The sequence below is a fragment of the Paraconexibacter sp. AEG42_29 genome (genome assembly GCF_040581415.1).
GTDB lineage: Bacteria > Actinomycetota > Thermoleophilia > Solirubrobacterales > Solirubrobacteraceae > Paraconexibacter.
In genome coordinates, this window is the sequence record NZ_CP114014.1 from 1843682 (window position 1) to 1860124 (window position 16443).

A 16443-nucleotide genomic window follows, 5' to 3' on the forward strand; every position below is an offset into this window, starting at 1 on the left:
AGCGCAACCCGGGCGGCGGATGCTCCAGCGGGCTCCCGCCCGCGGCCGCGCATAGAGTCTGCGGGCATGAGCATCCAGGAGATCGATCTGCACCACTGCGGCGTGGAGCGGGCCATCTGCGCCTACGCCGACGCCGAGCAGGGCTGGATCGTGGACCCAGGCCCCGAGGTGACGGCGCAGACCCTCCGCGACGCCCTGCCGGACGGGTTCGCCGCGCGCAAGATCCTGCTCACGCACATCCACTTCGACCACGCCGGCGCGACCGGGCGGCTGCTGGAGTGGTGGCCCGAGGCCGAGGTGTGGGTCCACGAGCGCGGGGCGCCCCACATGATCGACCCGTCCCGCCTGGTGGCGAGCGCCACGCGGATCTACGGGGACGAGTTCGAGCGCCTCTGGGGCAAGGTGCTGCCGCTTCCCGCAGACCGCGTCCGCGTGCTGACCGGCGACGAGCCGCTGGACGGCTGGCAGGTCCGGTACACCCCAGGCCACGCGTCCCACCACGTGAGCTACCTGCACGAGTCGACCGGGACGGCGTTCGTCGGCGACGTGGCCGGCGTGCGCATCCAGGAGGGGCCGGTCTTCCCGCCGACGCCGCCGCCGGACATCGACCTGGGCCTCTGGCACGAGTCGATCGACCTCGTGCAGGCGTGGTCCCCGCAGCAGCTCGCGCTCACGCACTTCGGCCGGTGGGACGACGTGGACGAGCATCTGGGCCGGCTGCGCGAGCAGCTCGACACCTGGGGCGACGCGGCGCGGACGAGCACGCCCGAGGAATACGCGGACAAGGTCCAGGCGTTCATCGACGGTGCGACGACGGATCCCGTCACGCGGTCGGCCTACGGCCAGGCGAACCCGCCGTCGACCCTGTACGCCGGGATGGCGCGCTACTGGGCCAAGAAGGGCGAGCGGGACCACCGCTCGGCCGCCGCCGAGTAGCCGGGGCGTCCGCGCCATCGACATCGCCGGGCGCGCCGACTACGTTGCGCGTTCTGGCAGATCTCGAACAGAGGGCGAGGGTGGGCGATGGGCGTGTTCAGCAAGGACCGGCGGCGGGCCCGGAAGGCGCGGCGCAAGCAGAAGCGCAAGAGCAGGGACAACGACTGCTTCTTCCTCGAGCTCTTCGACGACTCGTGCTACGTGGCGACCGCGGCACACGGCGACCTCGACGCCCCGGAGGTCGTCGCGCTGCGGCGCTACCGCGACGAGCGGCTGCTCACGAATCCGGCTGGCCGGGCGTTCACGGCGGCCTATTACGCGGTCCTCGGACCGGCCGGCGCCGCGGTGCTGAACCGCTTCCCACGGCTCAAGGCCCCCGCCCGGCGAGCACTGGCCCCCGCGGTGCGGTGGGCGCGGCGGACGGTCAGGTAGTAGGTCCGGGCCGATCGGGGTCGATGAGCTCGCGGGCCAGGAGGTCCATCAGCAGGCCGTCGCCCCGGGCCCGGCCTGTCGTCACCCCTCCGCTGCAGGTGGGGCGTCAGGGTCGATGAGCTCGCGCGCCAGGAGGTCCATCAGCAGGCCGTCGCCCCAGTGTCCGTCCTCCCACCGCTCCTGCTCGCGGAGCACCCCCACCGGCTTGAAGCCGACGGCGGCGTAGCTGTTGATCGCCCGGACGTTGTCGACCGCGGGGTCGATGGTGAAGCGGTGGTGGCCGGCGGCGATGCAGTGCCGCAGCACCACCCGCATCGCCTCCTGGCCGTAGCCCGCGCCGTGCAGGCGCTCGCTGAGGGCGATGTCGAACGCGACGGACGGGTAGTCGGGCTCGTCCTCCTCGTGGACGAGCAGCCAGCCGACCACGGTCTCGCCGAGCAGGATGGTGAGCCCGACGTGCAGCTCCTGCCGCACGTCGTCGTGGTCGTTCTCGCGCCACCACCGCTTGACCGCGGGCTCGGCCAGGACGGCGACCAGCGCGTCGACATCCGGCTCGACCGACGGGCGCAGCGTCAGGCGGTCACCGTGGAGGACGAGGTCCGGGGGCAGAAGGGCCATGGCCGCATTCTCACCCGAGCGCGGCGACCAGCGGCGCGCGCGCCGCGGCGGGGCGCACGACGTCGCCGAGGACGACCGCCTCGCAGCCGACCCAGCCCGCCGCCTCGCGCAGCGCCGTCGCCATCGCGTCCACCGCCCCGGGCTCGACGCTGAGCGTCTTGGCGACGAGCGTCGTCCCGTCGCGGCCCGGGTCGACCCGGCCGACCAGCCGCCCGCCCGCGAGCAGCGGCATCGCGAAGTACCCGTGCACGCGCTTCGGCGCGGGGGTGTAGGCCTCGAGGCGATGGGTGAAGCCGAAGACCCGCTCGGTGCGCGGCCGGTCCCAGACCAGCGTGTCGAAGGGGGAGAGGAGGGTCGTGCGATGGCGGCCGCGGGGCGGGCCCGCGGCGAGCAGGTCCGGGTCCGCCCAGGCGGGCCTGCCCCAGCGCTCGACGTGGACCGGGACGAGGCCGGTCTCGTCGATCACGGCGGCGACGTCGACCTGCTTGATGCGGTGGAAGTCCGCCAGGTCGGCCTTCGTCGCCACGCCCAGCGCGCGGCCCGCTATCCGCACGAGCTCGCGGTGGCACTCGTGGTCGGAGAGCGCGTCGCCGCGGTCGACGACCGTCGCCGGCAGGACGCGCTCGGGCAGGTCGTACACGCGCTTCCACGACCGGCGCTCGCTGCAGATCACCGCGCCCGTGTCGAGCAGGTACTCGACCGCGACCTTCACGTCCGACCAGTCCCACCAGACCCCGCCCTTCTTCGCGCCGCCGAGGTCCGTCGACGTCATCGGCCCCTCGGTCCGCAGCCGCTGCAGGACGGTGTCGCACGTCGCCTCGTCGACGGCGTGCCAGCGCCAGCCGCGCTCGCGGAAGTGCCTTCGCCGGAAGGCGAACAGCGGCCACTGCCCGGCGGGGAGGATGCAGGCCGCGTGGGCCCAGTACTCGAACGCCGCAGCAGGCGGGGACGGGTCCCAGTACGCGTGCTCGACGGCGTCCCGGCCGACCGCGCCCAGGCGCGCGTAGGCGACCAGCTCGTGCGACCGGGCCAGCACGCTGATGGTGTCGAGCTGGACCGCGGCGAGGTCCCGCAGCAGTGCAGGCACACCGCCGCGACGATCCGGGGCGCCGAGCACGCCCTGCGCGCGCAGGCTCAGGCGGCGGGCCTCGTCGGCGGACAGCTCGAGCATGCGGTGACAGTACGTCACCGTCCGGCCCGAACCTCCGTTCGGGGCTTCCGATCGTCTGCCCTGGCGGGTATGGTCACGACCGTATGTCCCAAACCATCGAGCTTCCTCGGACGTCAGGTCCGGACGGTGCGCTCGGCGGGTCATGGCGCGTGATCGTCCGCAACGACGACCACAACACGTTCGACCATGTCGCGCTGACGCTTGCACGTCTCATCCCTGGCATCGACATCAATCGCGGCTACAAGGTCGCCGAGCAGATCCACCAGAGCGGTCTGGCGATCGTGTGGTCGGGCCACCAGGAGCTGGCCGAGCACTACTGGGAGCAGCTGCAGGACGCGGGCCTCACGATGGCCCCCCTCGAGAAGGGCTGACACCGCGGCCGGCCCGGCCGCGGGCGCTGGTATGTTCGGCGCGTGTCGGGGACCGCGGCCGGACGCACGAGCACCTTCCTCGACGCGCTCTCGAGCGCGGACCGCGAGACGCTGCGCTCCCGCGGGACCGTTCGCCGCTTCGCGCGCGGCGCCGCCATCGCCCACGCCGGCCAGCTGGGGGACCGCGTCCTCATCATCCTGGACGGCCACGTGCGCATCGCCCGGGTCACGGAGGACGGCCGGGACGTGCTGCTGGCGATCCGCGGTCCCGGCGACCTGGTCGGGGAGCAGTCGGCGCTGGACGGGCTGCCGCGGTCGGCGACGATCACCGCGCTCGGCCCGGTCGAGTCCCTCGCGCTCGGCAACGCGGACTTCCTGACCTTCGTCACGGCGACGCCCGCCGCCTCGCTGTACGTCATGCGCCTGCTCGCGGCCCGGCTGCGCGACGCGGACGCCAAGCGCGTCGGCTACACCGCGCAGGACGTCGTCGGGCGGCTCGCCGCGCGGCTGTGCGAGCTCAGCGAGCGCTTCGGCGAGGAATCCGCCGACGGGGTCCGCATCGACCTGCCGCTCACGCAGGAGGATCTCGCCGGCTGGGTCGGCGCGAGCCGCGAGGCGACGGCGCGCGCGCTGGGCCAGATGCGCGAGCTCGGGTGGGTGTCCACCGCACGCCGCGCCATCGTCTGCCACGACCTGGACGCGCTGCGCCGGCGCAGCACCGCGTGACCGGCTCCGGCCCGGATCCCGGGTGTGACGCAGATCACGCCCGGCGCGTGACCGACGCCGTCGGCGCCGTGGCCGGACTGCCGCAGGATCGGGGCATGCGCTCCACACCCGTCCCGACCACCCCGACCGGCGCCCCCGGAGGCGGCCGCCGCCGCGGGCCGCGCCCGGCGCACAGGACCCGCGTGCCCGTGCCGCCGCCGCGCCGCCGCGGCATCGCGATCCTCGCCGCGACCGCCGGCCTGGCCGTCGCCCTCGTCGCCGGCGCGGCAACCGCGGCGCCGGGCCCCGCCCACGCCGCCCAGGTCAAGGAGTTCGAGGTCATCGGCTCGAGCTTCGGCTCGCCGAAGGGCATCACGACCGGACCGGACGGCAACCTCTGGATCGCCATCGACATCGGCTACGGCATCGGTCGCCTCACGCCCGAGGGCGCGTTCTCCCGCTTCGACGTCGGCTTCGTGCAGAACGCGAGCCCGCAGTACATCGCCGTTGGCCCCGACCGGGCGCTCTGGGCGACCGACGCGTTCCTGCTCGGCGACCCCGCCCGCGAGTCGCTCGGCGTCGTGCACCGGATCACCACCCAGGGCGAGCGCAGCGACTTCCCGCTGCCGACGGCGGCCGGAAGCCACGGCATCACGACGGGCCCGGACGGCGCGCTCTGGTACACCCAGGCCGGCCCCGGCATCGTCGGCCGCCTGGCCACCGACGGCACGGTGCGGGAGTTCGCGATCCCGGGGCCGCCGCAGCGTCCGGGCCGGATCGCCGCCGGCCCCGACGGCGCGCTGTGGTTCACCCAGGACCAGACCGGGACGATCGGCCGGCTCACCCCCGACGGCAGCTACCGGTCGTTCACGCCGCCCACGCGCTCGACCGTCGCCGCCGCCGGCGTGCAGGGCGCGGTCGCCGCCGGCCCGGACGGCGCGATGTGGTTCACGCAGTACTCCGCGAATCGCATCGGCCGGATCGCACCGGACGGCACGGTCACCGAGATCCCGCTGCCGGCGGGCGTCGAGCAGCCGCACGACCTCATCGCCGGCCCCGACGGCGCCCTCTGGATCTCGGTCGGCTTCGGCGGCGACATCCTGCGGCTCACCGTCGACGGCCAGTTCACGCCGTACGACCTGCCGCACGGCGGGGGGAACAACCTGACCGTCGGCCCGGGCGGCATCTGGTACGCGAACTTCGGCGGCTACGTCGGCCGGCTCGACACGCTGGCGCCGCCGGTCGTCGGGAAGACCGTCGGCGCCGAGCCCGTCTCCGGCCGTGTGCTGGTCAGGCGCCGCGGCGCCGCGGCGTTCACCGCGCTGCCGAAGGACGGCAGCGTCGTGCCGGTCGGGACCGAGTTCGACACCACCGCGGGCCGCGTGCGGCTCACGGCGGCGGCCGGGACGGGGACGACGGTCACGAAGACGAGCGAGTTCTACGGCGGCCGCTTCCTCGTGTCGCAGGCTCCCGCCAAGGCGGCGGTCCTCGACCTGCGCCTGAGCGGCCCGTCGGCCTGCACCCGGCTCGGGGCGAACCTCCCGCCGAAGAAGCGCGGCACGGCGAAAGGCCGGGGCCGCCTCGTCTGGGGGGACGGCAAGGGGACGTTCCGCACCACGGGCCGGCGCAGCTCGGCGACCGTGCGCGGGACCCGCTGGCTCACGCAGGACCGCTGCGACGGCTCGACGCTCACCCGGGTCCTGCGCGGGGTCGTCAGCGTCAAGGACGTGGCGAAGGCGAGGCCGATCACGCTGACCGCCGGCCGCTCCTACGTCGCCCGGCCGCGGAAGCAGCGCTGAGCGACGCTGCCGGCCCGTCATCACCGGCCGCCGCGCGCCGTCGCCCTGGCCATCGCCGCGGCGGCGGCCGCGGCGCTGGCCGTCACGGCCGGCGCGACGGGGCTCACGGATGGCGCGGAGCGGGCGTCGGTGGACGCCCGCTTCGACCTGCGCGGCGACCGTACGGCGCCTGCCTCCGTCGCGGTCGTCGGGATCGACGCCGCGACGCTGGCCGGGCTCGGGACATTCCCCTTCCGGCGTGCGTTCCACGCGCGCCTCGTCCGGCGGCTCACGGCGATGGGTGTCCGGAGCGTCGCCTACGACGTCCAGTTCACGGAGGCGAGCGACCGGCCGGCGGACGACGACGCGCTGGTGGCCGCCTTCGCCGACGCGCCCGCCGCGGTCCTGTCCACGACCGAGGTGGACGCCGACGGCCGCACCGGCGTCCTCGGCGGGACCTCGGGCGAGGTCGACGTCCTGCGCGAGATCGGGGCCCGCGCGGGCAACACCGTCCTCGACAGCGATCCCGACGGCGCGGTGCGCAAGCTCGCGCGGCAGGTCGACGGCCTCGCCTCGTTCCCGGTCGCGGTCGTCGAGGCGGCGACCGGTCGGCCGGTCGACCGCACTGTCTTCGACGACGACGGCGAGGCGTACATCGACTTCCCCGGTCCCGCCGGCACGATCCGGGAGGTCTCGTTCGTCGACGTGCTGGACGGCCGGGTGCCGGCCGCGGCGCTGCGCGGGCGGATCGTCGTGGTCGGCGCCACCGCGCCGTCGCTGGGGGACACCCACACCACCTCGGTGTCCCGGCGGGACGACGCCATGTCCGGGCCCGAGCTGCAGGCCGCGGCCGTGGTCACGCTGCTCGGCGGCGCTGCGCTGCGTCCGGCCCCGGGCGCCGTCGGGGTGCTGCTGACGTTGCTGCTGGCCGGGGCGGGCCCGCTGGCGGCGCTGCGCCTCGGTCCGCTGCGGGCGCTGCTCGCGGCGGGCGCGGCCGGAAGTGCTGCGGCGGGCGGGGTGTACCTCGCCTTCCGGAGCGGCCATGTCGTCCCGGCGACGGCACCGGCGCTGGGGCTCGCGCTCGGCACCCTCGCAGGCATCGCCGTGGCGGCGGTCTACACGGCCCTCGAGCGCGAGCGCACCCGCACGCTCTTCACGCGCTTCGTCGCCGAGTCGGTGGTCGACGACGTCCTTGCGCGGTCCGGCGACGAGGGTCGCCTCGGCGGCGTGCAGGTCGACGCCACCGTCCTGTTCTGCGACCTGCGCGGGTCGACCGCGCTGCTGGAGCTCGCCCCCGAGGCCGGCATCGAGATCCTGAACCGCTTCCTCAGCGCCATGGCGGACGCGGTCCTCGCGCACGGCGGCACGCTGGTCGGCTTCCGCGGCGACGGCCTGATGGCGCTGTTCGGGCCGCCGCTGGACCTCCCCGACCACGCCGAGCGGGCGCTGGCGGCGGCGGAGGAGATGGCCGGCGCGCGGTTGACGGCGACGAACGCCTGGCTCGCCGCGCGGGACGACGGGCTCGCGCTGGCGCCGCTGCGCCTGGGCGTGGGGCTCGACTCGGGCGCGGTGATGGCCGGCACGGTCGGCTCGCAGGCCCGGATGGAGTACACGGCGATCGGCGACGCGGCGAACGTGGCCGCGCGCGTGGAGGCGCTGACGAAGACGGAGGACCGCGCGGTGCTGCTGACGGGGCGCACGCGGGAACGGCTGGGGACGACGTCGTCCGCCCGGCTCGAGGCGCTGGGCGAGCGACCGATCCGTGGCCGCTCGGCCCCGGTGCAGCTCTTTGCCCCGGGACCGGCGACCCCCGGTCAGCCTGCGCAGCGGTAGCACGGCACCTTCGTCACGTCCGCCTTCTTGATCGTCTGCGGCGTCGTGTTGCGCAGGGTCACCTTGCCGCGGCTCTCGACCTCGACCCACGGGTGCCCGGCGTCCTGGACGCTCTGCACCACCGCGAGCGAGAAGCTCTCGTCACGCTCGTAGACGTCGTCCTTCAGCGCCTGCACGGTCGCCTTGACCTTGCGGGTCTGGCCGCGCGTGAGGTCGACCTGGGTGACGCGGAACGGGTTGAAGTCGCCCTTGAGCGCCTTCGCGGTCCCGTCCCGCGGGCCGATCCAGTAGTCGCAGACGTCGAAGTCGCAGCGCAGCGTGAGCACCTGCGACTTGAGGCGGTCGTTCTCGAAGACGGTCATGTCCCTGACCGGGAGCGGGAGCAGGTTCGTGAACCCGCCGGCCGCAGGATCGCCGGCAAGGGCGGGGGCGGGCGGGATCGTCAACGCGGACGTGCCGAGGGCGGCGACGGCCAGGAAGGCGGGGACGGCGGTGCGGCGCAGGCGCATGGGGGAGTCCTCTCGAAGGTCCGGCGCCACTCCCGATGAGGGCGCCGTGCGGTAGGAGAAGGCTCCCGCGGGGACGGCCGCGGGTCGCTGCCGTCCGTCACGGCCGGGACGTGACCTGCGTCACGCCCGGCGAAGCTGACGGCGCGGCGGCCGGGTCAGGCCGGGACGTTCGGCGTGTCCGCCGCGAGGTCCTGCTCGACGACCGGGCGCATGTCGCCCTTCGTCACGAGGTCCTGCCAGGCGTAGACGACCGGCACCTGGTAGTAGCCCGAGTTGATCGTCCGGAAGCGGATGGCCTCCGGTCCGTTCCAGTAGGCCTCCCAGTCGGCCTTCTGGTCGAACTCGACGACCTGGAGGATCTTGTAGCGGTCGTCGCGACCGCGGAAGACCGAGTACGCGTTGGCGCCGTAGCGCAGCGACAGGGCCGCGAAGTCGGCGACGGCGGCTTCGAGCTTGTCGCCGCGGAAACCCGTCGCGTACCAGGGGATGTGGACCGAACCAGCCATGTCAGCCGACCTCTGCGTAGATGCCGCCGGGCCCGTCCGCCGTCTTGCCCTGCCCGGGGCCGTCGGCCCCGACCAGGATGGCGATCTTGCCCAGATGCTTGTTGTCGCGCATCAGCTGATGCGCCTCACCGACTCCGTCGAAGCCCAGGGTACGCCACAGCACCGGACGTACGGCGCCGCTTTCGATCAGCTCGTTCGCCTTCGTGCACTCGTAGGCGTTGGCGAAGTGCGAGCCGATGATCTCCTTCTGCTTCATCCACAGGTAGCGGACGTCGAAGTCGAGGTTGTAGCCGGTGGTGCCGGCGCAGATGACGACCTTGCCGAACGGCTTGACGGTGAAGACGCTCGTGGGGAAGGTGGCGGCGCCGACGTGCTCGAAGACGACGTCGGGCTTGGACCCGAGCGCGGCGATGACGCGCTTGTCGAACGCGCGCATGACCTTGAAGCGCGCGGCCTCCTCCTCGTCGGTCTCGCCGCCCTTGCGCATCATGCCGGCGAACTCGCTGCGGTCGATGTAGTCCACGCAGCCCAGCTGCTTGACCAGTTCGCCCTTCTCGGCGGAGTTCACCACGCCGACGCACTCGGCACCGGCGGCCTTGCAGATCTGCACGGCGAACACGCCGAGGCCGCCGGCGGCGCCCCAGATGAGGACCTTCTGGCCGGCCTGCAGGTTGCAGCGCGTCATGAGCATGCGCCAGGCGGTGAAGTAGACGAGGCCGTAGGACGCGGCCTCCTCCCAGGTGAGCGCCTTGGGCTTGGGCAGCAGCTGCTGCGCCTGGACCTTCGTGAACTGCGCGAACGAGCCCCACGTGGTCTCGTAGCCCCAGATCCGCTGCGACGGGGCCGCCATCGGGTCCAGGCCGTGGACCTCGGGATCCTCGTAGGACGCCTGGTTGCAGTGGACGACGACCTCGTCGCCGACCTTCCAGCGGGTCACGCCCTCGCCGACCTTCCAGACGACGCCGGACGCGTCGGAGCCGCCGATGTGGTGGCCGAACTCGGGGTGGTCGCCGTAGCGCCACACGCCGACGGGCTCGCCGAGGGCGGCCCAGACGTTGTTGAAGTTCACGCCGGCGGCCATCACGCGGACGATGACCTCGAAGGCCCCGGGCTCGGGTACCTCGATCTCCTCGAGCTTGAACGCGTCGATGGGCTCGCCCTGGGTCTCCTCGCGGATGACCCAAGCGGCCATCGTGGCCGGAAGCTCCCCGGGCTCGGTCGACACCTGTGCGATCTGGCTGACATCCACGGCCATGTGCGGTTGACCCTCTGTACTCGTGATCTCGACGGGCAGTCCCGGCCCAGGCTGGGCAGGGGGCCGGAAGATTACCCGTCGCGCCGCGGGGGCGGCAGCCTACGTCCGAACGGGCGCGTTCAGCGGCGGCGGGGAGCGTCGCCGGAGACCGAGATGGTCTCCATCGACGTGCGCGTGAACGTCCGCGACTTCTTGCTGAACTTGTAGCGCCGGCGCGTGAGCTTGGACGCGCAGCAGACGTCGTCGCCCGCGGAGTACTTCGGCTCGTCGATCTGGAGCCGGTTGCCGTCGGCCTCGGTGGTGACCGCGCGGTAGAGCGCTTGCGTGCGGAACAGCACGCGCAGGGCGCCCTTGGGGGCACCGTCGGTGGCGAACACGTAGACGGCGGTGACCCCGGCGGCGCCGGCGCTGTGCACGCGGACGATGGCGTCCTGCTTGCCGTCCCCGGTGAGGTCGGCGTACTGCGTGGCGGGGTCGACGATCGCCGCGCCGGATCGCAGCGCGGTCCGGATGTTGCTCACCGTCTTCGTGTCCTTGATCAGCGCGTCGAGGAAGAACTTCTGCCCGGGGTTCTCAGGCCCCGCCGGCGTGGTCGTCGACGTCGTCCCGGTCCCTGTGGTCGTCGTCCCGGTGGTCGTGGTCCCGGTCGTGCCGGTGCCCGTCGACGTGGTGCCGGACGGACCCGCGCCCCCCGACTGCGCGTCGGCGAGGGCCGCCGTGGCGAGCACGGCCGCACCGGCGGCGAGGAGTGTCGGGAGGACCCGCATCCATCGAGTATGCCCACGTTCCGCGCCCGTGCGCCAGTCCTGCAGCGTGCCCTGCGTGCGCGGCCGGACGCCGCGCGCCGCCTGCCTACGGCTGCAGCAGCTCGTTCTGCGCGGTCCGGCGCGCCGGACCGATCTTCAGCCGGGCGGGCTGGATGCCGTCGCCGTCCACGCGGACGACCGCCGCGCCGGGGGTGACGTCGACCTTGAGCTCGGCGTTCGCACCGGGGTTGATCGGGCCCGTCTCCTGCTTGAAGCCGGTGCCGTCGGCGGACGCGAACGTCACGCGCTGAGCCGAGTCCGACTGGTTCGAGATGATCAGGTTGACCGGTCCCGCCCCGAACGACGACGGGGAGACCGAGACGCGGGAGTCCGAGATCGAGGCGGGGACGACGATCAGCGACGGTGGCCGGTTCTCGTTCTTGTACTCGTCGTCGTCGCCACAGCCGCTGACGACGACCGCTGCAGCAGCCACCGCGAGGACCGCGGCACGTCGCATCTTGATGTACAGAAGGTGCTCCATCTCTCGTCCGCGTCGCCGGAAGGCGATACCCACGCGAACCCTAACCGAACGGCTGGTCTCCCCGTCAACGGCGACGAACCGAAAGTCGGCGTTTCACGGTGAGGCAGGAGCGGCGACCGGCCCGAGTTCGGCGAGCGCCTCCTGCAGGTGCTCCCACGCCGGGGGCTCCGCCGCCGCGTAGGCGACAGGTCCCAGCTCCCGCAGCGTGTCCGCGTAGTGCGCCCAGGCCTCGCGCTCGCGCGCGGCGCGTGCCGGGGGACCGGTGTGTTCGTCGGCGGCAAAGGTCGTCACGGTGGCTGCCTCCTTCTCGGTGAGCGAAGCGCACAGCCTAGAACCGGGCGCGGCGGCACCGGCTGCAACGGGCCCTGCAGGCCGTCCGCCCGGACACGTACAAGTGTTCGCATGTCAGCAGCCGCCACACCGGCCGTGCGGGCTCCGTTGGGTGCGTCGTCGCTGCGCACCGCGGAGTTCCTCGTCGTCGACACCGAGACCAACGGCCTGGCGGGTGACCGCTGCGAGCTGACCGAGGTCGGCGCGGTGCTCGTCGGCGGCGGCGAGCTGCACGACCGCTGGGAGGCCCTGGTGCAGGTGAGGGCGCCGCTCTCGCGGTCGATCCAGCGGTTCACCGGCATCACGCAGGCGATGGTCGACGAGGCCCCGGCCGCCGACGTGACGCTCCGCGAGCTGGCCGGACTGCTGCACGGCCGCGTCCTCGTCGCGCACAACGCCTCCTTCGACCGGCGCGTGCTCGAGCAGGCGTTCGGCCGGGCCGGCCTGGCGTGGCCGGCGCCGCCGACGCTCTGCACGGTCGCCCTCGCGCGGCGGCTCGCCCCGCTGGTGCGCCAGCGCAAGCTCGCCCTGCTCGCGGACGCGCTCGGCATCCCGGTCGAGGTGACGCACCGCGCCCTCGCGGACGCCGAGACCTGCGCCCGCATCTTCTGCGCGCTGCTGCCGCGCCTCGCGGCCACTGCGACCACGATCGACGAGGCGCTCGCGGTGCTCGGGCCTGCGCGACCGCGGCGTGGTCCGGCGGCCCGGGGGCGGACCGACGGCGGCGTGACGATGAAGGGCGTGCGGCGGCGCTCGCCCGACCTGCGCCGCTTCCCCGACGCGCCAGGGGCGTACGTCTTCCGCAACGACGCCGGCCAGCCGCTCTACGTGGGCAAGTCGGTCCGGCTGCGCTCGCGGGCCCGGTCGCACTTCGCGCCGTCGTCCCCCGACACCGGCTGGGTGACGCAGGTCGAGGTGGCGGAGTACGTCCAGACGCCCTCGGAGCTCGGCGCGCTGCTGGAGGAGCACCGGCTGATCAAGGCGCTGCGTCCCCCGGGCAACGCCCGCGGCAAGCACGACCGCGACAAGTACGTCTACCTGCGGTGCCGTCTGGACATCGCCTTCCCGGTCCTGGAGGTGTCGGCCGAGCCGGCCGACGGCCTTGCGATCAACGTCGGCCCGCTGCAGGGCGCGCACGCGGCGACCGAGCTCATGGAGCAGCTGAACTCGCTGTTCGGCCTGCGGCATTGCGGCCGGACGCTGAAGCGCCGGCCGTGGGCGTCGGCCTACGGGCAGATGGGCCGCTGCCTGTCGCCGTGCCTGGGCGACCTGGACCCGAACGCCTACCGCGGCCGCCTCGACGAGGCGCTCGGGCTGTTCGCCGCGGCAGGGCCGACCGGCGGCGGGCTGCTTGCGCACGTCGACGGCCTGGTCGCGGCGGCGGCCGCCGAGGAGGCCTACGAGCGGGCGGGCTGGCTGCGGCGCCGGCGGGAGCGGCTGGCGGTGCTGCTCGAACGCCTGGGCCGGTCGGTCGCGGCGACGCACGCGACGCCGCGGGTGGTCCTTGCGCCGTCGCTGCCGGCGGGGTCGGCCGACGCGGTCTGGACCGTCGCCGGGCGGATCGTCCGCTGGGAGGCGATCGGCTCGCTCGCCGAGCTGACGGCGGGGACGGACGCGGTCCTGGCCGCGGCCGGGCACGTGCGGCCCGGGGTCCCGCAGCACCTGACGGCCGACGACGTCGCGCGTGGCCGGATCGTCAGCACCTGGTGCGCGGCGCAGGACCCGCCGGCGCTGGATCTGCACCCGGCGCCGACGCGAGCGGCGCTGCGGCGGCTGGCGGTGCAGGCGGGGCTGGCGGTCTGAGGACGAGCTGGTTCCTGGCGAGTCCGTCGGGTGCCGTGCGTCGGCGGTCGGGGCCTCAGCGGTCGTCGGGGGTCGCTCGATGTGCCACCAGGTACCGATGTGGCGCCTGGCGGCCCATCGAGCACGTGGGCTCGCCGCTCAGAACGGCAGCTCGACGACCACGCCGGTCGTCGCGCCGACCGCCAAGGTGTCGCCGACCTCGGCCTCGCGGCGCACGAACGCCAGCGCGATCGGGCCGTGGACGGGGGAGACGCCGACGCTGGTGACACGGCCGAGCACCCGGCCGGGCTCCTCGCCGTCCGCGACGACCGCATGCAGCTCGGTCCCGGCCGGCGCCGGCGCGGCGAGCCGCAAACCGAGCAGCCGGCGGTTCGGCTTGCCCCGGTAGAACAGCCGCGCGACCGTCTCCTGCCCGACGTAGCAGCCCTTCGTGAACGACACGGCACGCTCGTTGAGGCCGGCCTCCTGGGGGATGACCGTGGCGTCCAGGTCGACGCCGTAGCGGGGGCGGCCGGACTCGATGCGGTGCAGCTCGACCGCGGCCTCGTCGACCGTGACCGCGCCGCGCTCCAGCAGCGACGCGGTGACGGCGTCCAGGTCCTCGGCGAGGCAGACGACGTCGACGCCGGCGTCGGTCGCGACGAGGAGCACCTCGTGGCCGTCGAGGGACGCGGCGGCGGACGCGTGCTCGGTGGCGCCGAGCCCAGCTTCGTCCGCCCCCGCGACGGTGCGCGCGGCCGGGCCGATCAGGCTGAGCAGTGCCCGCTGCAGGGTGCGCTTCTCGAGCTCCGCCTGCCAGCCGATGATCGTGCGGCGCAGCGCGTCGAAGAGTGCCTGCAGGGCGACGCGCTCGCAGACGAGCAGCAGCTCCGCGCCGTCCGGGGACCGCAGGACGCGCAGGTCGCCCAGCATCTTGCCCTTGTTGTCGAGCAGGGCCGCGTAGCACCCGGTCCCCGGCTCGAGCGCCTCGGTGTCGTTGCTCACCTGGCCGGCGAGAAACTCGCGGGCCTGCGGGCCGACGACGGCGAGCTTGCCGAGCTCGGAGCGGTCGAGCAGCGCGCAGCCCGTCCTGAGCACGTCGTACGAGGGATCGACGGGGGTCAGCGGGCCGGCCATCCCGGGCACGGTAGCGCTCGGCGGTCGCCACGCTGCTCGCCCGCAGGATGATCCGCCACGCCAACATGAGCGAACGCTGATTTAGTCATGCCACACTTTCGCTCGTGGATCAGGTGAAACCCAGCGAGCCGGCGGTCGCGCCGGCGGCGCTGGGCCCGAGCGAGCTGCAGCAGCTCCGCGCTCGCGGCCCCGTGCGCGGCATGCTGCCGATGCTCGGCCCGGCGTTCGTGGCGTGCATCGCGTACGTCGACCCGGGCAACTTCGCCACGAACATCGCCGGCGGCGCCGACTACGGGTACCTGCTGGTCTGGGTGATCATCGCCGCGAACCTGATGGCGATGCTGATCCAGAACCTCACGGCGAAGATCGGCATCGCGACGGGGAAGAACCTCGCCGAGCTCTGCCGCGAGCACTTCCCCAAGCGGGTCACCTTCGGGCTGTGGGTCCAGGCCGAGCTGATCGCGATGGCGACCGACCTCGCCGAGTTCATCGGGGCGGCGATCGCGCTGAACCTGCTGTTCGGCGTCCCGCTGTTCGCGTCCGGCCTCATCACGGCGGCCGTCGCCTTCGCGATCCTCGCACTGCAGTCGCGCGGCTACCGGCGGTTCGAGCAGGTGATCTTCGGGTTCCTCGCGGTCATCCTGCTCGGCTTCCTCTACGACACGCTCAAGATCGGGTTCGACGGCGGCGAGGCCGCAAAGGGCTTCATCCCGGGCTTCGAGGGGACCGACAGCGTCCTGCTGGCGACCGGCATCCTGGGCGCGACGGTCATGCCGCACGTGATCTACCTGCACTCGTCGCTCACGCAGAAGCGGATTCCGCTCCGGGACGACGCCGACCGCCGCCTGATGCTGCGGTTCAACCGCATCGACGTGACCATCGCGATGACGGTCGCCGGCCTCGTGAACCTCTCGATGCTGCTGATCGCCGCCTCGCTGTTCCACGACAGCGGCGTGGACGTCGACTCGATCGAGAGCGCCCACGAAGGCTTCAAGGACCTCGTCGGGCCGGGCGCCGCGCTCGCCTTCGCTCTTGCCCTGCTGGCGTCCGGCCTGGCGTCCTCGAGCGTCGGCACGCAGGCCGGCCAGGTCGTGATGGACGGCTTCCTGCAGCGCACGATCCCGCTCGTGCTGCGCCGCGGGATCACCATGGCACCGGCGCTGATCGTCCTGGCGGTCGGGCTGGACCCGTCGCGCTCGCTCGTCATCAGCCAGGTCGTCCTCAGCTTCGGCATCCCGTTCGCGCTCGTCCCGGTCGTCCTCCTGACGCGGCGGCGCGACATCATGGGCCCGCTGGTCAACCGGCCGGTCACGACCGTGGTGGCCGGGATCGTCGCGGCGGTGATCAGCCTGCTGAACGCGTTCCTGCTCTACCAGACCTTCTTCGGGTAGTCGCCCTCTCGTAGACTGCGGGCCATGCCGCTCGCCGAAACGTTCCGGACCGTCGTCGACTCGCTGCCGGACGACTGGACCGACCTCGAGCTCGACCTGCGGATCGACGACGAGCACCGCTACATCGACGCGGCGGTCTACCTCGTGACCTGCAACGCGCAGCCGTACTCCAAGCACGACTGGCACTGGCGCATCCTGTGCGCGCATCGCTTCGGCCATGCGGCGGCGGTCCCGGCGGTGCTGACGGCCTTCACGCTGCTCGACGAGGCGGGGATCGAGGGTGAGGTCGCCGTCCGCGAGGTCCGCTCCGGGCGGGTCGAGGTCACCCAGATGTGGGGCCGGCCCGAGTCGGTCCGCCAGGAGCAGCGCAAGCTCTACTCCCAGTAGGACCGGGCCCGGCGT

At 73.6% G+C, this 16443-nt stretch carries 18 protein-coding genes; 9 read left to right on the forward strand and 9 right to left on the reverse strand.

The genetic code is table 11. From position 1 onward, the window contains the following. Nucleotides 1-66 precede the first annotated feature (66 nt). Both DSM112329_RS08885 and DSM112329_RS08890 read left to right on the forward strand, forming a co-directional pair. Nucleotides 67-936: an MBL fold metallo-hydrolase gene (locus DSM112329_RS08885; protein WP_354701461.1), complete on the forward strand. Its 870-nt coding sequence runs from the start codon at nt 67-69 to the stop codon at nt 934-936. A gap of 87 nt (nt 937-1023) precedes the next feature. Next, complete coding sequence (locus DSM112329_RS08890) at nt 1024-1368, forward strand: CFI-box-CTERM domain-containing protein (protein WP_354701462.1); 345 nt, start codon at nt 1024-1026, stop codon at nt 1366-1368. 81 nt (nt 1369-1449) lie between these two features. On the opposite strand, the gene DSM112329_RS08895 is transcribed toward DSM112329_RS08890, so the two are convergent. Beyond that, nucleotides 1450-1986, reverse strand: a complete 537-nt coding sequence (locus tag DSM112329_RS08895; RefSeq protein WP_354701463.1) for a GNAT family protein — start codon at nt 1984-1986, stop codon at nt 1450-1452. A gap of 10 nt (nt 1987-1996) precedes the next feature. Next, nucleotides 1997-3157, reverse strand: coding sequence for a crosslink repair DNA glycosylase YcaQ family protein (locus tag DSM112329_RS08900; protein ID WP_354701464.1), 1161 nt, complete (start codon nt 3155-3157; stop codon nt 1997-1999). Nucleotides 3158-3240: 83 nt separating this feature from the next. On the opposite strand from DSM112329_RS08900, the gene DSM112329_RS08905 reads away from it, so the two are divergent. From DSM112329_RS08905 to DSM112329_RS08920, 4 genes are all read left to right on the forward strand, one after another. Continuing rightward, a complete protein-coding gene (locus tag DSM112329_RS08905; RefSeq protein WP_354701465.1) occupies nt 3241-3528 on the forward strand; it encodes an ATP-dependent Clp protease adaptor ClpS in 288 nt (95 codons plus the stop codon). Between the two features lie 42 nt (nt 3529-3570). Then, nucleotides 3571-4254, forward strand: coding sequence for a Crp/Fnr family transcriptional regulator (locus tag DSM112329_RS08910; RefSeq protein WP_354701466.1), 684 nt, complete (start codon nt 3571-3573; stop codon nt 4252-4254). A gap of 95 nt (nt 4255-4349) precedes the next feature. Next, nucleotides 4350-6032 carry a hypothetical protein gene (locus DSM112329_RS08915; protein ID WP_354701467.1) on the forward strand — a complete coding sequence of 561 codons (1683 nt, stop codon included), beginning with the start codon at nt 4350-4352 and terminating at the stop codon, nt 6030-6032. A gap of 75 nt (nt 6033-6107) precedes the next feature. After that, complete coding sequence (locus tag DSM112329_RS08920; protein ID WP_354702458.1) at nt 6108-7844, forward strand: adenylate/guanylate cyclase domain-containing protein; 1737 nt, start codon at nt 6108-6110, stop codon at nt 7842-7844. On the opposite strand, the gene DSM112329_RS08925 is transcribed toward DSM112329_RS08920, so the two are convergent. From DSM112329_RS08925 to DSM112329_RS08950, 6 genes are all read right to left on the reverse strand, one after another. Further along, nucleotides 7826-8353 carry a hypothetical protein gene (locus DSM112329_RS08925; RefSeq protein ID WP_354701468.1) on the reverse strand — a complete coding sequence of 176 codons (528 nt, stop codon included), beginning with the start codon at nt 8351-8353 and terminating at the stop codon, nt 7826-7828. The two genes, DSM112329_RS08920 and DSM112329_RS08925, sit on opposite strands and share 19 nt — an antisense overlap. A 155-nt stretch (nt 8354-8508) precedes the next feature. Further along, the gene (locus DSM112329_RS08930; protein ID WP_354701469.1) at nt 8509-8859 is read right to left on the reverse strand and encodes a hypothetical protein; all 351 of its coding nucleotides are present in this window, start codon (nt 8857-8859) and stop codon (nt 8509-8511) included. A gap of 1 nt (nt 8860) precedes the next feature. Then, on the reverse strand, nt 8861-10114 hold the full coding sequence (gene ccrA, locus DSM112329_RS08935) for a crotonyl-CoA carboxylase/reductase (protein WP_354701470.1): 1254 nt from the start codon (nt 10112-10114) through the stop codon (nt 8861-8863). Between the two features lie 119 nt (nt 10115-10233). Continuing rightward, nucleotides 10234-10881, reverse strand: coding sequence for a hypothetical protein (locus DSM112329_RS08940; RefSeq protein WP_354701471.1), 648 nt, complete (start codon nt 10879-10881; stop codon nt 10234-10236). An 85-nt stretch (nt 10882-10966) separates the two neighbouring features. Further along, nucleotides 10967-11401, reverse strand: a complete 435-nt coding sequence (locus DSM112329_RS08945) for a hypothetical protein (protein WP_354701472.1) — start codon at nt 11399-11401, stop codon at nt 10967-10969. A gap of 93 nt (nt 11402-11494) precedes the next feature. Next, nucleotides 11495-11692 carry a hypothetical protein gene (locus tag DSM112329_RS08950; protein ID WP_354701473.1) on the reverse strand — a complete coding sequence of 66 codons (198 nt, stop codon included), beginning with the start codon at nt 11690-11692 and terminating at the stop codon, nt 11495-11497. Between the two features lie 111 nt (nt 11693-11803). Here DSM112329_RS08950 and DSM112329_RS08955 point away from each other — a divergent pair, with 111 nt between their 5' ends. Further along, nucleotides 11804-13534, forward strand: a complete 1731-nt coding sequence (locus DSM112329_RS08955) for an exonuclease domain-containing protein (protein WP_354701474.1) — start codon at nt 11804-11806, stop codon at nt 13532-13534. A gap of 138 nt (nt 13535-13672) precedes the next feature. Here the strand turns inward: DSM112329_RS08955 and DSM112329_RS08960 are convergent, their stop codons facing one another. Beyond that, nucleotides 13673-14650, reverse strand: coding sequence for a glycine cleavage T C-terminal barrel domain-containing protein (locus DSM112329_RS08960; protein ID WP_354701475.1), 978 nt, complete (start codon nt 14648-14650; stop codon nt 13673-13675). Between the two features lie 200 nt (nt 14651-14850). Here DSM112329_RS08960 and DSM112329_RS08965 point away from each other — a divergent pair, with 200 nt between their 5' ends. Beyond that, nucleotides 14851-16041 carry an Nramp family divalent metal transporter gene (locus tag DSM112329_RS08965; protein WP_354702459.1) on the forward strand — a complete coding sequence of 397 codons (1191 nt, stop codon included), beginning with the start codon at nt 14851-14853 and terminating at the stop codon, nt 16039-16041. 24 nt (nt 16042-16065) lie between these two features. After that, nucleotides 16066-16428 carry a hypothetical protein gene (locus DSM112329_RS08970; RefSeq protein WP_354701476.1) on the forward strand — a complete coding sequence of 121 codons (363 nt, stop codon included), beginning with the start codon at nt 16066-16068 and terminating at the stop codon, nt 16426-16428. Nucleotides 16429-16443: the final 15 nt, after the last annotated feature.